Origin of the sequence: Streptomyces bauhiniae, from assembly GCF_004784475.1 — a bacterium.
GTDB lineage: Bacteria > Actinomycetota > Actinomycetes > Streptomycetales > Streptomycetaceae > Streptomyces > Streptomyces seoulensis.
Map to the genome: position 1 here is coordinate 320287 of NZ_SRRT01000003.1, position 22589 is coordinate 342875.

General features: G+C 73.3%; 22 protein-coding genes, 1 pseudogene and 1 riboswitch. Of the genes and pseudogenes, 12 read left to right on the forward strand and 11 right to left on the reverse strand.

The window, feature by feature from the left end:
* Positions 1 to 57 precede the first annotated feature (57 nt).
* Complete coding sequence (locus E5083_RS11505) at positions 58 to 561, reverse strand: SAV_6107 family HEPN domain-containing protein (RefSeq protein WP_135785544.1); 504 nt, start codon at positions 559 to 561, stop codon at positions 58 to 60.
* 197 nt (positions 562 to 758) lie between these two features.
* On the opposite strand from E5083_RS11505, the gene E5083_RS11510 reads away from it, so the two are divergent.
* The 4 genes from E5083_RS11510 to E5083_RS11525 all read left to right on the forward strand — a co-directional run bounded on the left by E5083_RS11510 (position 759) and on the right by E5083_RS11525 (position 6126).
* Positions 759 to 1541 (forward strand): ATP-binding cassette domain-containing protein, encoded by a 783-nt coding sequence (locus tag E5083_RS11510; RefSeq protein WP_244317477.1) that lies wholly within the window; start codon positions 759 to 761, stop codon positions 1539 to 1541.
* Complete coding sequence (locus E5083_RS11515; RefSeq protein WP_135785546.1) at positions 1513 to 3597, forward strand: YhgE/Pip family protein; 2085 nt, start codon at positions 1513 to 1515, stop codon at positions 3595 to 3597. The genes E5083_RS11510 and E5083_RS11515 overlap by 29 nt, the downstream gene beginning before the upstream one ends.
* 56 nt (positions 3598 to 3653) lie before the next feature.
* Complete coding sequence (locus E5083_RS11520; protein ID WP_030810186.1) at positions 3654 to 4280, forward strand: TetR/AcrR family transcriptional regulator; 627 nt, start codon at positions 3654 to 3656, stop codon at positions 4278 to 4280.
* 355 nt (positions 4281 to 4635) lie between these two features.
* Complete coding sequence (locus tag E5083_RS11525) at positions 4636 to 6126, forward strand: phytoene desaturase family protein (RefSeq protein ID WP_208754029.1); 1491 nt, start codon at positions 4636 to 4638, stop codon at positions 6124 to 6126.
* A 7-nt stretch (positions 6127 to 6133) separates the two neighbouring features.
* Here E5083_RS11525 and E5083_RS11530 read toward each other — a convergent pair whose 3' ends face one another.
* The 6 genes from E5083_RS11530 to E5083_RS11555 all read right to left on the reverse strand — a co-directional run bounded on the left by E5083_RS11530 (position 6134) and on the right by E5083_RS11555 (position 10926).
* On the reverse strand, positions 6134 to 7060 hold the full coding sequence (locus E5083_RS11530; RefSeq protein WP_135785547.1) for an SCO2102 family sporulation regulator: 927 nt from the start codon (positions 7058 to 7060) through the stop codon (positions 6134 to 6136).
* Positions 7061 to 7116: 56 nt separating this feature from the next.
* Positions 7117 to 8040 carry a methylenetetrahydrofolate reductase [NAD(P)H] gene (gene metF / locus E5083_RS11535; RefSeq protein ID WP_135785548.1) on the reverse strand — a complete coding sequence of 308 codons (924 nt, stop codon included), beginning with the start codon at positions 8038 to 8040 and terminating at the stop codon, positions 7117 to 7119.
* A 97-nt stretch (positions 8041 to 8137) separates the two neighbouring features.
* On the reverse strand, positions 8138 to 8785 hold the full coding sequence (gene thiE / locus E5083_RS11540; RefSeq protein ID WP_135785549.1) for a thiamine phosphate synthase: 648 nt from the start codon (positions 8783 to 8785) through the stop codon (positions 8138 to 8140).
* A 93-nt stretch (positions 8786 to 8878) separates the two neighbouring features.
* Positions 8879 to 9244 (reverse strand): Rv2175c family DNA-binding protein, encoded by a 366-nt coding sequence (locus tag E5083_RS11545; RefSeq protein WP_031179938.1) that lies wholly within the window; start codon positions 9242 to 9244, stop codon positions 8879 to 8881.
* Between the two features lie 65 nt (positions 9245 to 9309).
* Positions 9310 to 10497: an NAD(P)/FAD-dependent oxidoreductase gene (locus E5083_RS11550; protein ID WP_135785978.1), complete on the reverse strand. Its 1188-nt coding sequence runs from the start codon at positions 10495 to 10497 to the stop codon at positions 9310 to 9312.
* Between the two features lie 78 nt (positions 10498 to 10575).
* Positions 10576 to 10926 carry an avidin-fold protein gene (locus E5083_RS11555; RefSeq protein ID WP_135785550.1) on the reverse strand — a complete coding sequence of 117 codons (351 nt, stop codon included), beginning with the start codon at positions 10924 to 10926 and terminating at the stop codon, positions 10576 to 10578.
* A 53-nt stretch (positions 10927 to 10979) separates the two neighbouring features.
* A riboswitch (TPP riboswitch) is annotated at positions 10980 to 11092 on the forward strand.
* Between E5083_RS11555 and thiO the strand changes: the two genes are divergently transcribed.
* The 5 genes and pseudogenes from thiO to E5083_RS11580 all read left to right on the forward strand — a co-directional run bounded on the left by thiO (position 11089) and on the right by E5083_RS11580 (position 16253).
* The gene (thiO, locus tag E5083_RS11560; RefSeq protein WP_135785551.1) at positions 11089 to 12273 is read left to right on the forward strand and encodes a glycine oxidase ThiO; all 1185 of its coding nucleotides are present in this window, start codon (positions 11089 to 11091) and stop codon (positions 12271 to 12273) included. It overlaps the preceding riboswitch by 4 nt.
* Entirely contained in the window at positions 12270 to 12470 is a 201-nt protein-coding gene (gene thiS, locus E5083_RS11565) for a sulfur carrier protein ThiS (RefSeq protein WP_030810212.1), read from the forward strand. The genes thiO and thiS overlap by 4 nt, the downstream gene beginning before the upstream one ends.
* 2 nt (positions 12471 to 12472) lie before the next feature.
* A pseudogene (locus E5083_RS11570) lies at positions 12473 to 13264 on the forward strand (thiazole synthase); the annotation flags it as partial.
* A gap of 91 nt (positions 13265 to 13355) precedes the next feature.
* Positions 13356 to 15293, forward strand: coding sequence for a Stk1 family PASTA domain-containing Ser/Thr kinase (gene pknB, locus E5083_RS11575; RefSeq protein ID WP_135785553.1), 1938 nt, complete (start codon positions 13356 to 13358; stop codon positions 15291 to 15293).
* 57 nt (positions 15294 to 15350) lie between these two features.
* A complete protein-coding gene (locus E5083_RS11580) occupies positions 15351 to 16253 on the forward strand; it encodes a deoxyribonuclease IV (protein ID WP_135785554.1) in 903 nt (300 codons plus the stop codon).
* A gap of 24 nt (positions 16254 to 16277) precedes the next feature.
* Here E5083_RS11580 and E5083_RS11585 read toward each other — a convergent pair whose 3' ends face one another.
* Positions 16278 to 16910 (reverse strand): sulfite oxidase-like oxidoreductase, encoded by a 633-nt coding sequence (locus tag E5083_RS11585; RefSeq protein ID WP_135785555.1) that lies wholly within the window; start codon positions 16908 to 16910, stop codon positions 16278 to 16280.
* A 153-nt stretch (positions 16911 to 17063) separates the two neighbouring features.
* Between E5083_RS11585 and bfr the strand changes: the two genes are divergently transcribed.
* Positions 17064 to 17555: a bacterioferritin gene (gene bfr, locus E5083_RS11590; RefSeq protein WP_135785556.1), complete on the forward strand. Its 492-nt coding sequence runs from the start codon at positions 17064 to 17066 to the stop codon at positions 17553 to 17555.
* 19 nt (positions 17556 to 17574) lie between these two features.
* Here the strand turns inward: bfr and E5083_RS11595 are convergent, their stop codons facing one another.
* Both E5083_RS11595 and E5083_RS11600 read right to left on the reverse strand, forming a co-directional pair.
* Complete coding sequence (locus tag E5083_RS11595; RefSeq protein ID WP_135785557.1) at positions 17575 to 17826, reverse strand: (2Fe-2S)-binding protein; 252 nt, start codon at positions 17824 to 17826, stop codon at positions 17575 to 17577.
* A 154-nt stretch (positions 17827 to 17980) separates the two neighbouring features.
* Positions 17981 to 19336: a class II 3-deoxy-7-phosphoheptulonate synthase gene (locus tag E5083_RS11600; RefSeq protein ID WP_031179927.1), complete on the reverse strand. Its 1356-nt coding sequence runs from the start codon at positions 19334 to 19336 to the stop codon at positions 17981 to 17983.
* A gap of 122 nt (positions 19337 to 19458) precedes the next feature.
* Here E5083_RS11600 and E5083_RS32245 point away from each other — a divergent pair, with 122 nt between their 5' ends.
* Both E5083_RS32245 and E5083_RS11610 read left to right on the forward strand, forming a co-directional pair.
* Positions 19459 to 19515, forward strand: coding sequence for a trp operon leader peptide (locus tag E5083_RS32245; protein WP_425276720.1), 57 nt, complete (start codon positions 19459 to 19461; stop codon positions 19513 to 19515).
* A gap of 137 nt (positions 19516 to 19652) precedes the next feature.
* On the forward strand, positions 19653 to 21524 hold the full coding sequence (locus E5083_RS11610; protein WP_135785558.1) for an anthranilate synthase family protein: 1872 nt from the start codon (positions 19653 to 19655) through the stop codon (positions 21522 to 21524).
* Between the two features lie 6 nt (positions 21525 to 21530).
* On the opposite strand, the gene E5083_RS11615 is transcribed toward E5083_RS11610, so the two are convergent.
* On the reverse strand, positions 21531 to 22559 hold the full coding sequence (locus E5083_RS11615; protein WP_135785559.1) for a 6-phosphofructokinase: 1029 nt from the start codon (positions 22557 to 22559) through the stop codon (positions 21531 to 21533).
* Between the last annotated feature and the right edge of the window lie 30 nt (positions 22560 to 22589).

A 22589-nucleotide genomic window follows, 5' to 3' on the forward strand; every position in this document is an offset into this window, starting at 1 on the left:
GGTCACCCCGGCCGGGTGCGGTGGTCCGCGTCTCGCCCACTGGACGAGAACGCCGGGTCAGACGGTCTCCGGGCTGGTCCGGGGCAGCACCGGCTGGAGGGCCAGCATCCGCTCGATCAGGCGCAGGAACATGCCCGCGTCGCGTATCAGGTCGTCCGCGTCGCGAGGGCCGGCCGCGCCCCGGATGCCGGCCTCGGCGCGGGCGCGGCGGTCGGCGCCGGAGGCGAACAGGGCGCTCCACTCGGCCAGCTCCGGCGCCAGCTCGGGCAGTACCTCCCAGGCGGGGCGGATACGGGCCCGGCGGCGCGCGGTGGCCTCGGGGCGTCCCCGGACGGCGAGGACGGCGGCGGCCGCGCGGAGGGCGGCGAGGTGGGCCAGGGCGTACCGCTCGTTCGGGGTCTCCAGGGTGGCGGCCTCCTCCAGCGCGGTGTGGGCCTGGCCGAGGAGGGCGACGGCGGCGGGTGGTGCCGTGGACCGGCGGAGCACGGGGTGGACGTCGCTCGCGGCGGTGGCCGCTGACGAGCTGGTCATGACGAACCTCCTGTCGTCCGGTGACGGCATGGATGCCGTATGCCCACATCGTGCGGTATGCCACTGACAATCCGTTCCGACCTGCTGTTTCACCCCAACTGGGGCCGGAATCGGGGGCATCGGGGAACACCTGTGGGGCATCCGGGCTTTGTCGCGCACGTCTGTTCGGGCATACTTTTGAACTGACCAGTCAGTTCAAAAGTAGTTCCGGGGAGAGGCGGGGGCTTGTGCACGGCGTGGACGTCACGGCCGGGGGGTTCGGGCTCAAGGGGCCACGGGGGTGGGCCTTCAGGGACATCGGCTTGGAGGCCGGGCCGGGTTCCCTGATCGCCGTGGAGGGACCGTCCGGCTCCGGCCGTACGTGTCTGCTGCTGGCGCTCACCGGGCGGATGAAGCCGAGTGAGGGCGAGGCGGCCGTCGGCGGTCTTCCGCTCCCCCGGCGGATGGGGGCGGTGCGCCGGTTCAGCGCGGTGGCCAATGTCGCCGGGGTGACCGATCTGGAGCCCGCGCTGACCGTGGGCGAGCATCTGCGCGAACGGGCCCTGCTGCAGCGCCGGTTCGGCGACTCGCTGCGCGAGGCGCTGCATCCGCGTCCCCAGCGCACGCACGAGGCCAGGCTGCGCGCGGACGCGGCCCTGGCCGCCGCCGGGCTCGACCTGGACGCGCTGCCGAAGGGTTCGCGCACGGCCGTACGGGACCTGGAGCGGCTGGAGGTGCTGCGGCTGTCCGTGGCGCTGGCGCTGATCGGCAGGCCCCGGCTGCTGGCCGTGGACGACGTGGAGCTGAAGCTCTCGGCGGGTGAACGCGCCGAGGTGTGGGACCTGTTGCGCTCCCTGGCCGACGCGGGGACGACGGTCCTGGCCGTGTGCCGCACCGCCCCGGACGGGTGCGTCAGCGTCTCGACGGAGCCCGCCGAGGCCGGACCCGCCGAGGACCACCCGGCCGAAGACACCCAGGACGCCCCCCGAGAGGAGGCCCCCGATGCGCTCACCGAAGCTGGCCGCTCTTGAGCTGCGCCGGTTCGGCCGGGGCCGGCTGCCCCGCGCCGCACTGGTGGCGCTGCTGGTGCTGCCCCTGCTCTACGGCGCCCTCTACCTGTGGTCGTTCTGGGACCCGTACGGCCGCCTGGACCGCGTCCCCGTGGCCCTCGTCAACGAGGACCAGGGCGCGACGGCGGGCGGGAAGAAGATCCACGCCGGTGCCGACATCGTCAAGGGGCTGCGCGAGCGGCGGACCTTCGAGTGGCACGAGGTCGACGCGGCCGAGGCCCGCCGGGGCACGGAGGACGGCACGTACTACCTGTCGCTGACCCTCCCGGCCGACTTCAGCCGCCGGGTCGCCTCCAGTTCGGGTGACTCCCCGGAGACCGGCGCGCTCCAGGTGCGCACCAACGACGCGAACAACTACATCGTCGGCCAGATCTCCCGGACCGTGTTCGCCGAGGTCCGTTCGGCCGCGTCCACCAAGACCTCCCGGACCTTCCTGGACCGGATCTTCATCAACTTCTCCACCCTGCACGACAAGACCGAGACCGCCGCCGAGGGCGCCGACAAGCTGAAGAACGGCCTGGGCAAGGCGGAGAAGGGCGCCCGGAAGCTCGCGGACGGCCTGAAGGAGGCCGACAGCGGCAGCGGCAAGCTCGCCAAGGGCCTCACCCGGCTCGACAAGGGCGCGGGCGACCTGGAGGACGGCTCCCGGCAGGTCGCGGCCGGCACCCAGACCCTGGCCGACAAGGTCGACGGGGCGTACGCCAAGGCCGGGCCGTTCCTGGAGAAGAACGGGAAGACCATCGGCGCCACCGCCCGCCTGGTCTCCGACTCGGCCCGCATCGTGCAGGACAACCTCGACACCCTGGTCCGGCTCGCCCCCGGCGCCGCGAAGACCGCGCACGCCTCCGCCGCCGTACTGGACCAGGTGCACAAGACCCGCTGCGAGACACCCCCCGTGCCCGACCCGGCCTGCCCGGACCTGGCGAAGGCCCAGAAGGCGGCGGACGACGTGGCGGACGTGGCGGACGATCTGAACAAGGTCGTCGCCGCGCAGGGCGGTGATCTGACGACCATGCGGAAGAACCTGACCACCCTGCGCGGGCAGGCCGACGCCCTCGCCGAACGCGCCCCGCACCTGCACCAGGACGTCGCCGACGCGGTCGCCCGGATCGACAAGCTGAACTCGGGCGCCAACGCCGTCGCCGCCGGAGCGAAGAAGCTGCACACCGGCCTCGGCAGCGCCCAGTCCGGCGCGGCCACCCTGCACCGGGGCATCGGCACCGCCGAGTCGGGCGCCAAGGCCCTGGACAGCGGCCTGTACAAGCTGGAAGACGGCTCCGAGCGGCTGGCGGACGGCCTGCACGAGGGCGCCGGGAAGATCCCCGACTACGACGAGCGCGCCCGCGACCAGCGCACCGGCGTGATGGCCGACCCGGTCCGGCTCTCCTCCGCCGACCTGCACCACGCGCCCAACTACGGCACCGGGTTCGCCCCGTACTTCATCCCGCTGTCGCTCTGGGTCGGCGCGATGGTCGCCTACATGCTGATCCCGCCGCTCAACCGGCGTGCCCTCGCGGCCGGTGCCCCGTCCTGGCGGATCGCGCTGGCGGGCTGGCTGCCGGTGCTGGCGGTGGGGGTGCTCCAGACGGCCGCGCTGATGTCCGTACTGCACTTCGGCATCGGGCTCGAAATGGCCCGCGCGGCCGGGACGACCCTGTTCCTCTTCCTGGTCACGGCGTGCTTCACGGCGATCGTGCAGTGGCTCAACGCCCGCTTCGGCGCGGCGGGGCGCATCCTCGTGCTGGCGCTGCTGATGCTCCAGCTCACCTCGGCGGGCGGCACGTACCCGGTGCAGACCAGTCCGGGCTTCTTCAACGCCATCCACCCGTTCCTGCCGATGAGTTACGTGGTCTCCGCGCTGCGCCGGCTGATCACCGGCGGCGGGCTCGGCCCGGTGTGGGAGGCGTGCGTGGTGCTGACGGCGTTCACGGCGGGCGCCCTGGCGCTGACCGCGCTCACCGCCCGGCGCCGCCAGGTGTGGACGCTCCAGCGGCTGCACCCGGAGCTGAGCCTGTGAGCGCGGGGGCGGCGGAGGCGGCCCGGCGGTCCGGCGCACCTGTGAGAATCGGGTCCATGGAAAGCACCAGCGCCCGGCCCGCCGGCAGCACGCGCCGCGAGGCCACCCGGCAGAAGCTCTACGAGGCGGCCGTCACCCTCATCGCCGAGCAGGGGTTCTCCGCGACCACGGTGGACGAGATCGCCGAGCGCGCCGGGGTGGCGAAGGGCACCGTCTACTACAACTTCGCCAGCAAGTCGGTGCTCTTCGAGGAACTGCTGCGGCACGGCGTGGGCCTGCTCACCGCCTCGTTGCGGGAGGCCGCCGAGCGCACCGCCCGCGAGGGCGGCGGCGGGGTGGACGCGCTGGACGCGATGGTCCGGGCGGGCCTGGTCTTCATCGACCGCTACCCGGCCTTCACCCAGCTCTACGTGGCCGAGCTGTGGCGCACCAACCGGGCCTGGCAGTCGACCCTGATGGTGGTCCGCCAGCAGGCCGTGGCCGTGGTCGAGGGGGTGCTGCGCGAGGGCGTGGCGGCCGGGGAGTTCAGCGACGAGATCGACGTACCGCTGACCGCGGCCGCGCTGGTCGGGATGGTGCTGGTGGCCGCGCTGGACTGGAAGGCGTTCCAGCCGGAGCGGTCGCTGGACGACGTGCACTCCGCGCTGTCCCGGCTGCTCCAGGGGCGGGTCAGCGGGGGCTGAGCCGAGGCGCGCGAAGGGCGCCGGACCGCATTGCTGCCGGTCCGGCGCCCTCGCTCTCCCCCGTACTCCCCCGTACGGTTCCCACCGCGGTCCCCGTGACCAGTACGGCCACGGACCCCGTGTCTCGCTTCCGCCGACGGATCGGCGGAAGGAGCGGCCGGCGGGCGGGCCCGTTCCGCCGCCCCGTGTCGGCGGTGCCGGGCCGCGCCCCCTGGCCGTGTCTCCACTCTCCCGTCCGGCCGGTCCCCGGCCCATCCGCGCGGCTACTCATCTGTGCGTCTAGGTACGGGTACTCAAGCCCCCGCGTTCGGGCCCAGAACCAGTGCTGTCAGTGGTGGTCGGTAAAGTCGCGGTCATGGCACGGATTGCGGTGATCGGCGCCGGGATGGGCGCGCTGGCGGCGGCCGCCCGGCTGGCCGTCGCGGGCCACCGGGTGACGGTGTACGAGCGGACGGACACATACGGCGGGGCGGTGCGCCGCTTCGAGCGGGACGGGTTCGCCTTCGACACCGGCCCCGGTCTGCTGCCGCTGCCCGCGGTCTGGCGGGACCTGTTCCTGAAGACCGGCAAGGAGCCGCTGGAGGACCTGGTCGAGCTGGTCCAGGTCGACCCCTCCTCCCGCCACCTCTTCGCGGACGGCACCGGCGTCGCCGTGCCCAACGCCTCGCGCGCCGGTGTCGTCTCCGCGCTGGACGAGGCGCTGGGCGCCGGGGTCGGGCAGCGCTGGGGCGACTTCCTGGTGCGGGCCCGCGAAGCCTGGGACCGTACCCGGCGCCCCCTGCTGGAGGAGCCGCTGTGGCCCAACTGGCAGGTGCTGGCGGAGCGCGAGCCCTACCCGGCCGTCCCGCACAAGCGCCTGCTGCGCACCCGCCGCGCCACCACCCTCGCCGAGGTCGCCGACTGGGAACTGCGCGACGACCGCCTCAAAGCCCTGCTGACCGGCCACGCCCTGGCCCACGGCCTCGACCCGCGCACCACCCCGGCGAGCGCGGCCGTCCTGCCGTACCTGGAGCACGCCTTCGGCACCTGGTACGTACGCGGCGGCATCCGCGAGCTGGCCCGCGCGGTGTACGAGCGCTGTGTGCGGCGCCGGGTGGAGTTCGTGTTCGGCGCCGAGGTCACCGGGATCACCGTGAAGGACGGCCGCGCGGCGGGCGTCGAGCTGGCCGACGGCACGGTGGCGGACGCCGATCATGTGGTGGCCGACGTGGACCCGGCGCTGCTGGGCCGCCTGACGGACCGCCCGCTGGACGGTCCCGGCGATGTGCGCCCCGGCGAGAGCGGCGCCGCCCGGCTCGCCCTGCTGCTGGCGCTGAGGGGCGCCCGCGAGGAGGGGGCCGCGCACCGCACGGTCGTGCACGCGCCGGACGCGGAGGCCGAGTTGGACTTCCTGGCGAACCCGGGCGGCGATCCCTTCCCCGTCCCCACGGTCACCGTGCTGCGTCCCGACGACCCGGCGCTGCGCCCGGACGACGCCCACGAGTCGGCGGTGGTGTGGGCGACCCTGCCCGCCGGGCTGGAGCCGGACGCGCGGCACGCGGAGGTCCTGCTCGACGCGGCCGCCAGGGCGATTCCCGCCCTGCGCGACCGCCTGCTCTGGCACGAGGTCCGCACCCCGGACCACAACTCGGCCGAGACCGGCGCCCGTTACGGCGCGGTCCCGGCCCCCTCACTGGCGGCGGCCGACGGCGGTTTCCTGCACCCGGCCAACTCCACGCGTCTGCCCGGCCTGTACCGGGTCGGTGGCTGGTCCCATCCCGGCGGCGGGCTGCCGCACGCGGGGATGTCGGGGGCGATGGTGGCCGGACTCGTCGTGGAGGGGCCGGAGTTCCGGGGCTCGACGTGAGCGGCGCTCAGTAGCGGTACTGCTCGTCGTAGCCGGTGTTCTGCTGCTGGGTCTGGCTCTGGTAGGGGTACTGCTGCTGCTCCGGCGGGAGTTCGCCGTTGTAGTTCTCGTCGGTCCGCTGCTGCGGCACCCACACCCCGCCCGCCGGGGTCTCGCCTTCACCGCCGTACGCCTCCTGGCCGTAGCCCTGCTGGGCGTAACCCTGCTGCGCGTAGCCGGAGTTGTCGTAGCCGCCCGCGTAGCCCTGGCCGTACGGGTCGGTGTAGTTGGGGTACGCCTGCTGGGCGCCGGTGTCGTAGCCGTTCTGGGCGTAGCCCTGCTGGTCGTAGCCCGAGTAGTCGTAGGCGTACGCCTGGTCGGTCTGCTGGGGCTGGGGCTGGGCCGGGGTGCCGTCGCCGTAGACGCCGTAGCTGCCGGTGTCGTCGGGCATGGGCTGGGGCTCGTAGACCGAGGTGGTCTCGGCGGCGGTGGGGTCGGGGCGGGCCGGGGTGAACACGTCGTCCCGGTCGTAGGCGTCGTCCCCGTCGTAACCGTCGGTGGCGTAGGCCGCGGTCTCGGGTCCGGGGTGGTCCTGGCCGAAGTCGGCCGCCTCGTCCGGGCCGGGGTCGCCGAGGACCGGGTCCTGGTGCTCGGCGCGGTTGCGGCGGCGCCGGGTGACCGGGCCCGCCTCCTCGTCGTCGGGGCGCTTGACGGCCCAGCCGGCCGCGAAGCCCTTGCGGAACGACAGCGTGACGTAGGTCTGCCCGACGGCGAACGCGATGGCGCCCAGTCCGATGACGACGACCGACGGCATCAGCACGCCGACCACCACACCGAGGAACCCGGTGAAGGCGAGCAGCCGCCAGCGCAGCCGCGCCTTGTACTGCAGCAGCACTTCGCCGAGCAACCACAGCGCGACGATGCCGAACGCGATGTAGAGGACCGTCCAGCCCATGTACGCCCCTCTCCCAGTGACCGTTACGCAGTGTGTCCCATCGCGGTGCGGCCGGTCTAGGCCCGCGGGGGGTGGTGCAGGCCCAGGTTCTCGTAGATTTCCAGCGTCGCCGTGGAGTTGTTCAGCGTGATGAAGTGCAGTCCGGGCACCCCCTCGTCGAGCAGCCGGGCGCAGAACTCCGTGGCGAAGTCGATCCCCAGGGAGCGTACCGCCGCCGGGTCGTCCTTCGCCGCGAGGATGCGCTCTTTCAGCTCGGGCGGGAACAGCGCGTTGCTCAGCTTCGGCAGCCGTTCCAGCATCTTCACGCTGGTGACCGGCAGGATCTCCGGAATCACGGGGGTTTCGCAACCCGCGGCGGCGACCCGGTCGCGCAGCCGGAGGTAGGACTCGGGCTGGAAGAACATCTGGGTGATGGCGTAGTCGGCGCCCGCGCGGCACTTGTCCACGAAGTGGGCGACGTCGGTGTCCCAGTCGGCGGAGCGCGGGTGCATCTCCGGGAAGGCGGCGACACCCACGCAGAAGTCCCCCGACTCCTTGATGAGGCGCACCAGTTCGGCCGCGTACCGCAGCCCCTCGGGGTGCGCGACCCAGTCGCCCATGGGGTCGCCGGGCGGGTCGCCGCGCACGGCGAGCATGTTGCGGATGCCGGCGTCCGCGTACTGGCCGATGATGTTGCGGAGTTCGGCCACCGAGTGGTCGACGGCGGTGAGGTGGGCGACCGGGGTGAGCGTGGTGTCGACGACGATCTGCTGGGTCTCCTTGACCGTGGTGGCACGGGTGGTGCCGCCCGCGCCGTAGGTGACGGAGACGAAGTCGGGCGCGACCGCCTCGACCCTGCGCAGCGCGTTCCACAGGTTGCGCTCGCCCTGCGGGGTTTTCGGCGCGTAGAACTCGAAGGAGTACGCCGTCTTGCCGGTGGCGAGGATGTCCCGGACGGTCCGGGCGCGATCAGTCCTGGTGGATGCGGTTCCGAGGGCCATACCCGCAGGTTAGCCACGGGTGGGCGGTGGCCCAACCGGGCACCGGCGATTTGGCCGAATTGCCGGGCCCTTGTCCATCCCTTGGGACGGCTCCCCGTCAGATTTCCCGCAGCCGCTTGGCGAATTCGGCCGCCGCCGCGCCCGGATCGTCCGCGGCCGTGAGCGCGCGGACCACGACCACCCGGCGGGCGCCCGCGTCGAGCACCTGGTCCAGGTTGGTGCGGTCGATGCCGCCGATGGCGAACCAGGGGCGCTCGGTGCCGAGGCTCGCGGTGTACCGGACCAGGCCGAGGCCGGGGGCGTGGCGACCGGGCTTGGTGGGGGTGGGCCAGCAGGGGCCGGTGCAGAAGTAGTCCACGCCGTCCTGCACGGCGGCGGCTGCGGCCTCCGCCTCGGAGTGGGTGGAGCGGCCGGTCAGGACCCGGTCGCCGAGGATGGCGCGCGCTGCGGGCACCGGGAGGTCGCCCTGGCCGAGGTGGAGCACGTCGGCTCCGGCGGCGTGGGCCACGTCGGCCCGGTCGTTGACCGCGAGCAGCTTGCCGTGCCGGGCGCAGGCGTCGGCGAACACCTCCAGGTGGGCCAGCTCCTCGGCGGCCTCCATGCCCTTGTCCCGCAACTGGACGATGTCGACACCGCCGGCCAGGACCGCGTCCAGGAACTCGGCGAGGTCGCCCTGCTCCCTGCGGGCGTCCGTGCAGAGGTAGAGCCGGGCGTCGGCGAGGCGGGCGCGGGCGGTGTCGGGCATGCGGTGGGTCCCCCGGTGTTCGGTGTGCGGGTGCTGCGGGAGGGCGGCACCCGGCCGGGTGCCGCCCTGGGGCGCCCCTGGGGCGCGGTCGGCTCAGACGGCCAGCGCCTGGGCCCGGCGCTTCACCTCCGTGCCGCGGTTCTCACTGAGGGCCTGCGCGGGGGTGCCGGGCAGGGAGGGGTCCGGGGTGAAGAGCCACTCGATCATCTCTTCGTCCGTGAAACCGTTGTCCCGCAGGAGCGTCAGGGTGCCGGTGAGGCCCTTGACGACCTTGTCCTCGTCGATGAAGGCGGCGGGGACGTGCAGCGCGCGGTTCTCACCGCGGCGTACGGCGATGAGCTGGCCCTCCTTGACCAACTGCCGTACACGCGTCACCTCGACGTCGAGCTGTTCGGCGATGTCGGGGAGGGTGAGCCAGGCGGGGACAAGTGCGTCGGTCTTGGTGTCAATCTCGGTCACGACATCTAGCCTGCCATCCCCCACCGACAGCCGGTAGTCGGGCCACTCCGCGCGGGGCGCCCGGCCTACTCGACGACGGCCTGCTTCAGCGGGAGGGCGGGGTCCGTCAGTGCCTCGGCGTCCATCACCCGGCCCGCCTCGATCAGCCGTCTGCCCTGGGCCAGGTCGCGCGGGCGGCCCACCGCCAGCAGGGCCACCAGGCGGCCCTCGCGCAGCCAGCACACGGTCCAGGCGGGGTCGGCCGGGTCGCCGCGCCACACCGTGCGGTCGGCGGCCGCGTGGTGGCCCGCGTACTGCACGAACCGCCCGAACTGCTCCGACCAGAAGTACGGCACCGGGTCGTAGGGCGCCGCCTCCTCGCCCAGGATGTCGGCGGCGACCGTACGGGGGCCCTGGAGGGCGTTGTCCCAGTGGTGGACGAGGAGCCGCTCGGCGTAGCGGGCCGAGGGGAAGGAGGTGCAGTCGCCGACCGCGTACACGTCCGCGGCGGAGGTGCGCAGCCGGTCGTCGGCCAGCACGTCGCCGTGCGGGCCGAGGGCGATGCCGGAGCCGGCCAGCCAGTTGGTGGCGGGGTGGGCACCGATGCCGACCACGACGGCGCCGGAGGGCAGGTGGGCGCCGTCGTCCAGCACGACCGCGCCGGGCTCGACGGCCGCCACCCGGGCGCCGGTGCGCAGGGTGACACCGGCGTCGGCGTACCAGGCGGTCATCGGGGCGGCGACCTCGGCGGGCAGGGCGCCGGCCAGCGGGCGGTCGGCGGCCTCGACGACGGTCACCGCACAGCCCGCCTCCCGGGCGGCGGTGGCGAACTCGGCGCCGATCCAGCCCGCGCCGACGACCACCACGTCGTGCTGCGCGGCCAGCACCGGGCGCAGCCGCTCGGCGTCGTCCAGGGTGCGCAGCAGGTGCACGCCGGGCGCCTGGTCGGTGCCGGGCAGCCGGACGGGTTCGGCGCCGGTGGCCAGGACCAGCACGTCGTACGGGACGGGTCCGGTGACGGTGTCCAGTTCGTGGTCGGCGGGGCGGACGCCGAGCGCCTCGCAGTTGAGCCGGAGGTCGATGTCGAGCGAGGCGAAGTCCACGTCGAAGGCGGAGCCGTCGGCGGTGCCCAGCAGGATGGCCTTGGACAGCGGGGGCCGGTCGTACGGCTGGTGCGGCTCGGCGCCGATCAGGGTGACGGGCCCGGTGAAGCCCTGTTCGCGCAGGGCGACGGCGGTCTGCACCCCGGCCATCCCCGCCCCGACGACGACCACGCGCCGTTCCTGTGCCTGGCCCGCCGAAGATCTCTGCTCGCTCACATCGCCACCCTAGATCACCTGACTGCCCGTCAGTCAGTGCGCTGCGGCACCGACCTCTTCCACCACGCTGGTGCCCGCGCCCGGCCCGGATTCCCACTCCCACTCCTCCTCCAGCCGGACCCGGCCGTCGGGCAGCTCGGTCACGGTGGAGACGCAGTGCCCGGAGGCGGTGGTGCCGTCGTGCCGGAGCTGCACGTACCGGAAGTCCAGCCGGTCCCCGGCGCGGGTGCCGACGAGGTGGCCGCGCGCGATGTCGCCGCCCGCGTACTCGGCCCAGATCCGCCCCTCGCTCTCGTGGTAGGCGAACCGGGTCCCGGTGCCCACCTGGCCCGGTGCCTGGTCGGCCACGGGGGCGAGGGTGAGTCCGTCGAGCGAGCGGGGCATGGGCGTGGGCTCCCTTACGGGTGAGCTGGTGGGGCGGCTAGGCTGGCCACCGTACAAGCACTCGCGGGAGCCCGGACGCACCGGGCTGAGAGGGAGGCTGGCGGCCTCCGACCGTACGAACCTGATCCGGGTCATGCCGGCGAAGGGAGGGGCGAGACGCCCATGCCGTCACGTACGTCCGAACGACCCGATGCACCCGATGTCCTCGTGGTCGGGGGCGGGATCATCGGCCTGGTCACCGCCTGGCGCGCGGCCGGGCGGGGACTCACCGTCGCCGTCGTGGACCCCGATCCCGGTGGCGGGGCCGCGCGGGTCGCGGCCGGGATGCTGGCCGCGGTCACCGAGCTGCACCACGGCGAGGAGGGGCTGCTCGCCCTCAACCTCGCCTCCGCCCGCCGCTATCCCGACTTCGCCGCCGAGCTGGCCGAGGCCACCGGCCGCGACCTGGGCTACCGCCGCTCGGGCACGCTGGCCGTCGCCTTCGACACCGACGACCGCGCCCAGCTCCGGGAGGTGCACGAGCTGCAGCTCCGGTGCGGGCTGGACTCGGAGTGGCTGTCGGGGCGGGAGTGCCGGCGTCTGGAGCCGATGCTGGCGCCCGGTGTGCGCGGCGGGCTGCGGGCCGACGGAGACCACCAGATCGACCCCCGGCGGCTGGCGGCCGCGCTGCTCACCGCCTGCGAGCGGGCCGGCGTCGCCTTCCACCGCGCCTGGGCCGCACGGCTCGACACCGCCGGGGACCGGGCCACCGGGGTCACCACGGCGGACGGCACCGCGCTCGCCGCCGGGCAGGTGGTGCTGGCGGGCGGCTGCCTGAGCGGGCGGCTGGCGGGGGTGCCCGAGGCGCTCGTACCGCCGGTGCGCCCGGTGAAGGGGCAGGTGCTGCGCCTGACCGTGCCGCCCCGGTACCGGCCGTTCCTCAGCCGTACCGTGCGCGCCGTGGTGCGCGGCGGCCCGGTGTACCTGGTGCCGCGTGAGAACGGCGAGCTGGTGGTCGGCGCGACCACCGAGGAGCTGGGGTACGACACCACGGTCACCGCGGGCGGGGTGTACGAGCTGCTGCGCGACGCCCATGAGCTGGTGCCCGGCATCACCGAGCTGCCGCTCACCGAGACCCTGGCCGGACTGCGCCCCGGCTCCCCCGACAACGCCCCGCTGCTCGGCCCCTCCGGCCTCGACGGCCTGCTGCTGGCCACCGGGCACCACCGCAACGGCGTGCTGCTCACCCCCGTCACCGGGGACGTGATGGCCGACGTGCTGTGCGGCGCCGGCCTGCCCGAGGTGGCCCGCCCGTTCTCGCCGCGCCGCTTCGCCGCCCCCTCCCCCACCCTGGAGCCCTCCGCATGAACATCTCCGTCAACGGCGAGCGCCGCGAGGTGGCACCCGGCACCGCTCTGGACGCGGTCGTACGCGTCCTCACCCCGGCGCCCTCCGGGGTGGCCGCCGCCGTCAACGAGACCGTGGTCCCGCGCACCCGGTGGGCCGAGACCGGCCTCGCCGAGGGCGACCGGGTCGAGGTCCTCACCGCCGTGCAGGGAGGCTGACCGTGACCACCGATCCCCTGATCCTCGGCGACCTTGCGCTCGACTCCCGGCTGATCATGGGCACCGGCGGCGCCCCCAGCCTGGACGTGCTGGAGCGCTCGCTGATCGCGTCCGGCACCGAGCTGACCACGGTGGCGATGCGCCGGGTCGACCCCGGCGCGCACGGGTCGGTGCTCTCCGTGCTGGAGAAGCTCGGCATCCGCGTGCTGCCCAACACCGCGGGCTGCTTCACCGCCGGGGAGGCGGTGCTGACCGCCCGGCTGGCCCGCGAGGCACTCGGCACCGACCTGGTGAAGCTGGAGGTGGTGGCCGACGAGCGGACCCTGCTCCCCGACCCGGTGGAGACCCTGGACGCGGCCGAGACACTGGTCGACGACGGCTTCACCGTGCTGCCGTACACCAACGACGACCCGGTGCTGGCCCGCAAACTCCAGGACGTGGGATGCGCGGCCGTGATGCCGCTGGGCTCCCCGATCGGCTCCGGGCTCGGCATCCGCAACCCGCACAACTTCGAGCTGATCATGGAGCAGTCCTACGTCCCGGTGATCCTGGACGCCGGTGCCGGCACCGCGTCCGACGTCGCGCTGGCGATGGAGCTGGGGTGCGCCGGTGTGATGCTCGCCTCGGCCGTCACCCGTGCGCAGGACCCCGAGACGATGGCCTCGGCCATGCGGTACGCCGTGCACGCCGGGCACCTCGCGCGGCGGGCCGGACGCATCCCGCGCCGCCATTTCGCGCGGGCGTCGTCCCCCGCCGAGGGGCGCGCGGACCTCGACCCCGAGCGCCCGGCGTTCACCTCGCCGAACGGTCACAGCTCTGCTGCAGCCGCTCACCCGGACGGCGCAGCGGGAGCCGGCTCCGCGCACCCCTCGTAGACTCGCCCGCGTGGATACGACCCTCTCGGACCCCCTCCTCGGCCAGGTGCTCGACGGCCGCTATCGCGTCGAGGCGCGGATCGCCGTCGGCGGGATGGCGACCGTCTACCGGGCCCTGGACATCCGGCTGGACCGGGTCCTGGCGCTCAAGGTGATGCATCCGGCGCTGGCCGCCGACGGCGCCTTCGTGGACCGGTTCATCCGTGAGGCCAAGTCGGTCGCCCGGCTGTCCCACCCCAATGTGGTGCAGGTCTTCGACCAGGGCACCGACGGGGGTTACGTCTACCTCGCCATGGAGTACGTCGCCGGGTGCACCCTGCGCGACGTGCTGCGCGAGCGGGGCGCGCTGCGGCCGAGGGCGGCCCTGGACATCGTGGAGCCGGTGCTCGCCGCGCTGGGCGCCGCCCACCGGGCCGGGTTCGTGCACCGGGACATGAAGCCGGAGAACGTGCTGATCGGGGACGACGGCCGGGTCAAGGTCGCCGACTTCGGCCTGGTGCGCTCGGTGGACACGGTCACCAGCACCACCGGCTCGGTCCTCGGCACCGTCTCCTACCTGGCCCCGGAGCAGATCGAGCAGGGCACCGCCGACCCGCGCGTGGACGTGTACGCCTGCGGTGTCGTGCTCTACGAGATGCTGACCGGCGCCAAGCCGCACTCCGGGGACTCCCCCGCCCAGGTCATCTATAAGCACCTGAACGACGACGTGCCCCCGCCCTCGGCGCTGGCGCCGGGCGTGGCCCCCGAGCTGGACGAACTGGTGGCCGCGGCCACCGCCCGCACCCCGGCCCTGCGCCCGGCGGACGCGGCCGCGCTGCTCGGCGAGGTGCTGCGGGTGCGCGGCACGCTCACCGAGGAGCAGCTCGACACGCTGCCCCCGCAGGCCCTCTCGGGCGCCCACGACAACGCGGGCGACCGGACGAGCGTGCTGCCGCGCGCCCTGACCATCCGGCCGCTCCCGGTCGACGGAGACGGCGAGGACGGTCGCGACGTCACGAGCGTGCTGCACACCACCGACATCGAGCCTCCGCCCACCCGGCGCGGCACCGGACGGTCCCGGCGGCCCCGGCGCACGCTGCTGACCCTGCTGGCGGCGGTGCTGGTGGTCCTGGGCGTCGGCGGCGGGGTCTGGTACATCAACTCGGGCCAGTTCACCAAGGTGCCGCCGGTGCTGTCGCGCACCCAGGACCAGGCCGAGCAGCGGCTGAAGGCGGCCGGTCTCGAGGTGGGCGGTGTGAAGCGCGCCTACAGCGACACGGTGGACCGGGGCACGGTCATCAGCACCGACCCGTCGGCCGGCTCCCGCGTCCGGGGCCACGCCTCGGTGGGGCTCACGGTCTCGCTGGGCCCGCGTACCGTCTCGGTGCCCAGGGTGGCGGGGCAGCCGCTGGAGCAGGCGCGGGAGCGGCTGAAGACGGCCGGCCTGGAGCCGGGCATGGTCACCCGCGAGTTCAGCGACGAGGTCGAGCGGGGTTCCGTGGTCCGTACGACGCCGGAGGCAGGCATCGAGCGGCACGCCGGGTCGGCGATCGCGCTGGTCGTCAGCAAGGGCGCCCCGGTCGACATCCCGGACGTCAGCGGCGAGGACGCGGAGAGCGCCCGCCAGGACCTGACCGACGCCGGACTGAAGGTGAAGATCGCCGCCGAGCGCGTCAACTCCGACTTCGACAAGGGCCAGGTGGCCGCCCAGTCGCCGGAGCCGGGCGCCCAGGGCGCCGAGGGCGACACGGTGACGCTGACGCTGTCCAAGGGCCCGGAGATGGTGAAGGTCCCGGACGTGACCGGGTCGAACGTGGACGACGCCCACCGGAAGCTGGAGGCGGCCGGGTTCGAGGTGCACGAGGACCGGGGGCTGCTGGGGCTGTTCGGCGACACCGTGAAGAAGCAGTCCGTGGCGGGCGGCGACGAGGCGCCCAAGGGCTCGAAGGTCACGATCACCATCCGGTGACCGGTCTCACCGCGGCCGCCGGTCCGGGCGCGCGGGACGGCGTGACACCCTGAACGGGTGACACTCCAGCCGTCCCCCGCAGCTCCCCTCACCGTCCCCGGTGCCCTCCGCAACCCCGTCGGCGCCCATGTGCCGGTGGCCGGCGGGCTGCACTCGACCGGACTTCCGTACGCCCGTGAGCTGCGGGCGGAGACCGTGCAGGTCTTCGTGGCCAACCCGCGCGGCTGGGCCACCCCGGCCGGGAACCCGGCCCAGGACGAGGCGTTCCGGGCGGCCTGCACGGCGGAGTCGATACCGGCGTATGTGCACGCGCCCTATCTGATCAACTTCGGCTCGCACACCGAGGCGACCGTGGAGCGCTCGGTGGAGTCGCTGCGGCACTCCCTGCGGCGCGGGCGGGACATCGGGGCGCTCGGCGTGGTGGTGCACACCGGCAGCGCGACCGGCGGGCGCCCGCGCGAGGTGGCCCTGAAGCAGGTGCGCGAGCATCTGCTGCCGCTGCTGGACGAGCTGACCCACGACGACGACCCGTTCCTGCTGCTGGAGTCGACGGCCGGGCAGGGTTCCTCACTGTGCTCGCGGACCTGGGACTTCGGCCCGTACTTCGAGGCGCTGGACGCCCACCCCAAGCTCGGCGTCTGCCTGGACACCTGCCACATCTACGCGGCCGGGCACGACCTGACCGGCCCGGACGGCATGCGGCAGACCCTCGATCTGCTGGTGGAGACCGTGGGCGAGGGACGGCTGAAGCTGATCCACGCCAACGACTCCAAGGATGTGGCCGGCGCACACAAGGACCGCCACGAGAACATTGGCTCCGGACACATCGGCGAGGAGCCGTTCCGGGCCCTGCTCCAACACCCGGCCACCGCGGGCGTCCCGCTGGTGATCGAGACCCCCGGCGGCAAGGAGGGCCACGCGGCGGACGTGGCCCGGCTGAAGCGCCTCAGGGACGGCTAGAGCGCGCCTCAGGAACGGCCGGAGCTACAGCTCGGGACCGTCACCGGGCTCCTCCTGGTAGGAGTAGCGCTGTTCCTTCCAGGGGTCGCCCACGTTGTGGTAGCCGCGCTGTTCCCAGAAGCCCCGGCGGTCGGCGGTCATGTACTCCACGCCCCGGACCCACTTGGGGCCCTTCCAGGCGTACAGGTGCGGGACGACCAGGCGGGCCGGGAAGCCGTGTTCGGCGGTGAGGAGTTCGCCGTCCTTGTGGATGGCGAAGATGGCGCGCTCGTCGGCGAAGTCGGCCAGCCGGAGGTTGGCGCTGAAGCCGTACTCGGCCCAGACCATCACATGGGTGACCTCGGGCGCGGGCGGCGCCAGGTCGAGGATCGCGCGGGCGGGCACCCCGCCCCACTCGGCGCCGAGCATGCTGAACTTCGTCACGCAGTGCAGGTCGGCCACGACGGTGGTGTACGGCAGGGCGGTGAACTCCTCGTGGGTCCAGGACCGCTTGTCGCCGTCGGCGGTGGCGCCGAAGACGCGGAAGTCCCAGCGCTCGGGGCGGAACTTGGGCACGGGCCCGTAGTGCGTGACCGGCCAGCCGCGCTGGAGCCGCTGCCCCGGCGGAAGATCTGCCGCTGCCCCCGTTCCAGACGCGCGTTCCACCGGATGACCCATGTCTCCATCCTGACAGACCCGGCGGGGTGCATCCGACCAGCACAGGTACATTTCCGGCATTGTCTACTAAGTGTGCGCTTACTGGACGGCTCGGGGCGCCGGTGGAATCATGCGGCAGGATCTGCCAGGAATGTCCGGAAGGAGCCCATCCCGATGTCAGGCGACCCCGAGGTCATCGAGCTGCTCAACGAACAGCTCACCGCCGAGCTGACCGCGATCAACCAGTACTTCCTGCACGCCAAGCTCCAGGACCACAAGGGGTGGACGAAGCTCGCCCGGTACACCAGGGCCGAGTCCTTCGACGAGATGCGGCACGCGGAGTCCCTGACCGACCGCATCCTGATGCTGGACGGCCTGCCCAACTACCAGCGGCTCTTCCATGTCTCGGTCGGCCAGACGGTGACCGAGATGTTCCGGGCGGACCGGCAGATCGAGGTCGAGGCCATCGACCGGCTGCGCCGGGGCGTGGAGATCATGCGGGCCAAGGGCGACATCACCTCGGCCAACGTCTTCGAGGCGATCCTCGCCGACGAGGAGCTGCACATCGACTACCTGGAGACCCAGCTCGACCTGATCGAGAAGCTGGGCGAGTCGCTCTACCTGTCCACGGTGATCGAGCAGGTCCAGCCGGACACGGCGGGCTGAGCCGAGGGGCCCGGCAGCCTCAGGCGGCGTCGCCGAGGCGGCGTACGGGTGCCTCGGCGGTGGCGGTGACAAGCACCGGCGGGCGCTGGGCGATCTGCTCGCGGCGCGGGCAGGCGCCCCGGCCGAGGAGGGCCTGGATGCGGCGGACACAGCCGCCGCAGTCGGTGCCGGCCTTGCAGGCGGAGGCGATCTGGCGCGGGGTGCAGGCGCCGTCCGCGGCGTGCTGCTTGACCTGCTGCTCGGTGATGCCGAAGCAACTGCAGACGAACACCAGGTTCACCTCCCGACGGGACCGCCGATCGCTGCCGTCGCCGGATTTCGGTGAGGCAAACCTAACCTAACCCGAAGGGCGGGGGCCGGGGAAGCGGAAGGGCGCGGATCTCGTGTGATCCGCGCCCTACTTCACGCTCGACGCCGGTGCGGCCTCACTGGTCCCGGTACATCTCCGCGACCAGGAAGGCGAGGTCCAGCGACTGGCTGCGGTTGAGCCGGGGGTCGCAGGCCGTCTCGTAGCGCTGGTGCAGGTCGTCGACGAAGATCTCGTCGCCGCCGCCCACGCACTCGGTGACGTCGTCGCCGGTCAGCTCCACGTGGATGCCGCCGGGGTGGGTGCCCAGGCCCTTGTGGACCTCGAAGAAGCCCTTGACCTCGTCCAGCACGTCGTCGAAGCGGCGGGTCTTGTGCCCGGAGGCCGCCTCGAAGGTGTTGCCGTGCATCGGGTCGGTCACCCAGGCCACCGTGGCACCGGACGCCGTGACCTTCTCCACCAGCTCCGGCAGCCGGTCCCGGATCTTGTCGGCGCCCATCCGGACGATGAACGTCAGCCGGCCCGGCTCCCGGTCGGGGTCGAGACGGTCGATGTAGCGCAGCGCGTCCTCGGCCGTGGTGGTCGGGCCCAGCTTGATGCCGATCGGGTTGCGGATCTTGGACGCGAACTCGATGTGCGCGCCGTCCATCTGCCGGGTGCGCTCACCGATCCACACCATGTGCCCGGAGACGTCGTACAGCTTGCCGGTGCGGGAGTCGACGCGGGTCAGCGCCGACTCGTAGTCCAGCAGCAGCGCCTCGTGCGAGGAGTAGAACTCGACGGTCTTGAACTCCTCCGGCTCCGCGCCGCAGGCCCGCATGAAGTTCAGCGCCTGGTCGATCTCGCGGGCGAGCTGCTCGTAGCGCTGGCCCGACGGCGAGGACTTCACGAAGTCCTGGTTCCAGGCGTGCACCTGGCGCAGGTCGGCGTAGCCGCCGGTGGTGAAGGCGCGGACCAGGTTCAGCGTGGAGGCGGAGGCGTGGTACATCCGCTTCAGCCGCTCGGGGTCCGGGTAGCGGCTCTTCTCGGTGAAGTCGAAGCCGTTGACGGAGTCGCCCCGGTACACCGGCAGGGTCACACCGTCACGGGTCTCGGTGGGCTTGGAGCGCGGCTTGGAGTACTGGCCCGCGATCCGGCCGACCTTGACCACCGGGACGGACGCGGCGTACGTCAGCACGGCGCCCATCTGCAGGATCGTCTTGACCTTGGCCCGGATGTGCTCGGCGCCCACCGCGTCGAAGGACTCGGCGCAGTCGCCGCCCTGGAGCAGGAACGCCTCGCCCTTGGCGACGGACGCCAGCCGGGCGCGCAACTGGTCGCACTCGCCCGCGAAGACGAGGGGCGGATAGGTCGACAGCTCCGCGATCACTTCGCGCAGAGCCTCGGTATCCGGGTATTCGGGCTGCTGCGCCGCGGGCAGGTCTCGCCAGGTCGCCTCGGCGGCCACGGCTCGGGAATCAGCGTTCACGGTCACCCTCTCAACATTACGGGGTCACGACCGGTGCTCCCGGCCCCGCTCGAAAGGTGAGACGGGGTGACTGCTCCGTGGACGGCTTTCCCGGCGCCGGGCCGGGCCGATGCGGTAGGGTCGGCGCCGTGTTCGCGCTGCAGATCCAGAACTGGTGGTGGACCGCTCTTCCGGCGGCCCACTGATTCGCGCGCACTACCGAGACTTACGCGAAGGCCGCCCGAGGGGCGGCCTTCGGTGTTTCCCGGGGTCCGTTCCACGAACGGCGTCCGTCGTGCCCGCCTTTCCGGTTTTCCGGACCGCCCGACGCAAGAGGACCCCCATGAACCAGCCCGACCTGGCCCGTCTCGCCGACGACGGCCGCCCCTTCGCCCTGCTGCACCGCCGCACCCCCGGCCGCGACACCTCCTTCGTGGAGGTGCTGCTCGGCCCGGTCACCGCCCACGAGAAGCTGGCCGAGCTGCCCGACGAGGGCCTGGCGCTGATCCCGTTCCGGCAGATCCGCGAGCGCGGCTTCGACGTCCGCGACGACGGCACCCCGCTGCTGGTGCTCCGCCCCGAGGAGTCGTACGAGGTCCCGCTCGCGACCGCGCTGGAGACCCTGCCCGCGCATCCGGTGCGGGTCGAGGACGGCGGGTTCGACGTGCCCGACGAGGAGTACGGGGAGATCGTCGGCCGGGTGCTCGCTGAGGAGATCGGGCGGGGCGAGGGCGCCAACTTCGTGATCCGGCGGACCTACCGGGGCGAGATCCCCGGCTTCTCGCGGGCCGACGCGCTCGCGCTGTTCCGGCGGCTGCTGGCGGGCGAGCGGGGCGCGTACTGGACGTTCGTGGTGCACACCGGGGACCGGACGCTGGTCGGGGCGAGCCCCGAGGTCCATGTGCGGATGTCCGGCGGGACGGTGGTGATGAACCCGATCAGCGGGACGTACCGCTATCCGGCCGAGGGGCCGACGCCGGAGCACCTGCTGGAGTTCCTCGGTGACGCCAAGGAGACCGAGGAGCTGTCCATGGTGGTCGACGAGGAGCTGAAGATGATGTGCACCGTCGGCGACCGGGGCGGGGTGGTGGTCGGCCCCCGGCTGAAGGAGATGGCCCACCTCGCGCACACCGAGTACGAGCTGCGCGGCAAGACCTCGCTGGACGTCCGGGACGTGCTGCGCGAGACCATGTTCGCCGCGACCGTCACCGGCTCGCCGGTGCAGAACGCCTGCCGGGTGATCGAGCGGTACGAGCCCACCGGTCGCGGCTACTACGCGGGCGCGCTCGCCCTGCTCGGCCGGGACGCCGGGGGCGCCCGCACCCTGGACTCCCCCATCCTGATCCGCACCGCCGACATCGCCGCCGACGGCCGGCTGAGCGTGCCGGTCGGCGCGACCCTGGTGCGCGGCTCGGACCCGGCCGGCGAGGTGGCCGAGACCCACGCGAAGGCGGCGGGCGTGCTGGCCGCGCTCGGGGTGCGCCCGGCCCGGCCGCGTACCGAGCGGGAGCGGCCCCGGCTGGCGGACGACCCCCGGGTACGGGCCGCGCTGGACGGGCGCCGCGCGGCGCTGGCGCCGTTCTGGCTGCGGATGCGGGAGCCGGCCGCCCCGCTGGGCGCGCACGCGCTGGTGGTCGACGGCGAGGACACCTTCACCGCGATGCTGGCCCACGTGCTGCGCTCGGGCGGCCTGGAGGTGACCGTACGGCGCTTCGACGAGCCGGGGCTCACCGAGGCGGTACGGGCGCACGAGGGGCCGGTGGTGCTGGGGCCCGGCCCCGGTGACCCCTCCGACGCGGCCGACCCGAAGATGCGGGTCCTGCGGGAGCTGACGGCGACCGTGCTGCGGGAGCACCGGCACGGGGTGCTCGGGGTGTGCCTGGGGCACGAGCTGATCGCGGCGGAGCTGGGGCTGGAGATCGTCCGCAAGCGGGTGCCGTACCAGGGGGCGCAGACGGTGATCAACCTGTTCGGGCGGGCGGAGACGGTCGGCTTCTACAACAGCTTCACGGCCCGCTGCGACGACGACGCGGCACGTGAACTGGCCGCGCACGGCGTGGAGGTGAGCCGTACGCCGGACGGCGAGGTGCACGCGCTGCGCTCCGGCCGGTTCGCGTCGGCGCAGTTCCACCCGGAGTCGGTGCTGACCGTCAACGGGGCGGATCTGGTACGGGAGTTGGTGTCCGGTCTGCTGACGGCGCGGACCGGCTCGTAGCGGGCGTCACCCGAAGAAAACTCCGGCCTCCGCGTACAGCTCCGGGTCGACCGTCTTCAGTTCGGCGGTCGCCTCGGAGATCGGGATGCGGACGATGCGGGTGCCCTGGAGGGCGACCATCTTGCCGTAGTCGCCGTCGTGGACGCAGTCGATGGCGTGCAGCCCGAAGCGGGTGGCGAGCCAGCGGTCGAAGGCGCTCGGGGTGCCGCCGCGCTGGACGTGGCCCAGCACGGTGGTGCGGGCCTCCTTGCCGGTGCGCTTCTCGATCTGCTTGGCCAGCCACTCCCCCACCCCGGACAGCCGGACGTGCCCGAAGGAGTCGTGCGACTCGTCCTTGAGCACCATCTCCCCGTCGCTCGGCATGGCGCCCTCGGCGACGACCACGATCGGGGCGTACGCCGCCTCGAAGCGGGAGGTGATCCAGCCGCACACCTCGTCCAGGTCGAAGCGGTGCTCGGGGATGAGGATGACGTTGGCGCCGCCGGCCAGCCCGGAGTGCAGCGCGATCCAGCCCGCGTGCCGGCCCATCACCTCGCAGACCAGCACCCGCATGTGGGACTCGGCGGTGGTGTGCAGCCGGTCGATGGCCTCGGTGGCGATGTTGACGGCGGTGTCGAAGCCGAAGGTGTAGTCGGTGCCGGAGAGGTCGTTGTCGATGGTCTTGGGCACGCCCACGCAGGGCACGCCGTGCTCCTCGTACAGGGTGGCGGCGACGCCGAGGGTGTCCTCGCCGCCGATGACGATCAGCGCGTCGACGCCCTGTTCGGCGAGGTTCTCCCGGACCCGGCGCACCCCGTCCTCGGCATTCAGGGGGTTGGTGCGCGAGGAGCCGAGGATGGTGCCGCCGCGCGGGAGGATGCCGCGCACGGCGGGGATGTCGAGCGGGACGGTCCGGCCTTCGAGGGGGCCGCGCCAGCCGTCCCGGAAGCCGGTGAAGTCGTAGCCGTACTCCTGGACGCCCTTGCGGACGATGGCCCGGATGACGGCGTTCAGGCCCGGACAGTCCCCGCCCCCGGTCAGCACTCCGACGCGCATGGTCCGTCCCTTCGCCGCGGTAACCGACTC

Bases quoted from the DNA above. Each gene is read 5' to 3' on its own strand.
- E5083_RS11505 (WP_135785544.1), bottom strand. From the start codon at position 561: ATGCCGTCACCGGACGACAGGAGGTTCGTCATGACCAGCTCGTCAGCG.
- E5083_RS11515 (WP_135785546.1), top strand. From the start codon at position 1,513: ATGCGCTCACCGAAGCTGGCCGCTCTTGAGCTGCGCCGGTTCGGCCGG.
- E5083_RS11520 (WP_030810186.1), top strand. From the start codon at position 3,654: ATGGAAAGCACCAGCGCCCGGCCCGCCGGCAGCACGCGCCGCGAGGCC.
- E5083_RS11525 (WP_208754029.1), top strand. From the start codon at position 4,636: ATGGCACGGATTGCGGTGATCGGCGCCGGGATGGGCGCGCTGGCGGCG.
- E5083_RS11530 (WP_135785547.1), bottom strand. From the start codon at position 7,060: ATGGGCTGGACGGTCCTCTACATCGCGTTCGGCATCGTCGCGCTGTGG.
- metF (WP_135785548.1), bottom strand. From the start codon at position 8,040: ATGGCCCTCGGAACCGCATCCACCAGGACTGATCGCGCCCGGACCGTC.
- thiE (WP_135785549.1), bottom strand. From the start codon at position 8,785: ATGCCCGACACCGCCCGCGCCCGCCTCGCCGACGCCCGGCTCTACCTC.
- E5083_RS11555 (WP_135785550.1), bottom strand. From the start codon at position 10,926: ATGCCCCGCTCGCTCGACGGACTCACCCTCGCCCCCGTGGCCGACCAG.
- thiO (WP_135785551.1), top strand. From the start codon at position 11,089: ATGCCGTCACGTACGTCCGAACGACCCGATGCACCCGATGTCCTCGTG.
- thiS (WP_030810212.1), top strand. From the start codon at position 12,270: ATGAACATCTCCGTCAACGGCGAGCGCCGCGAGGTGGCACCCGGCACC.
- E5083_RS11585 (WP_135785555.1), bottom strand. From the start codon at position 16,910: ATGGGTCATCCGGTGGAACGCGCGTCTGGAACGGGGGCAGCGGCAGAT.
- bfr (WP_135785556.1), top strand. From the start codon at position 17,064: ATGTCAGGCGACCCCGAGGTCATCGAGCTGCTCAACGAACAGCTCACC.
- E5083_RS11610 (WP_135785558.1), top strand. From the start codon at position 19,653: ATGAACCAGCCCGACCTGGCCCGTCTCGCCGACGACGGCCGCCCCTTC.
- E5083_RS11615 (WP_135785559.1), bottom strand. From the start codon at position 22,559: ATGCGCGTCGGAGTGCTGACCGGGGGCGGGGACTGTCCGGGCCTGAAC.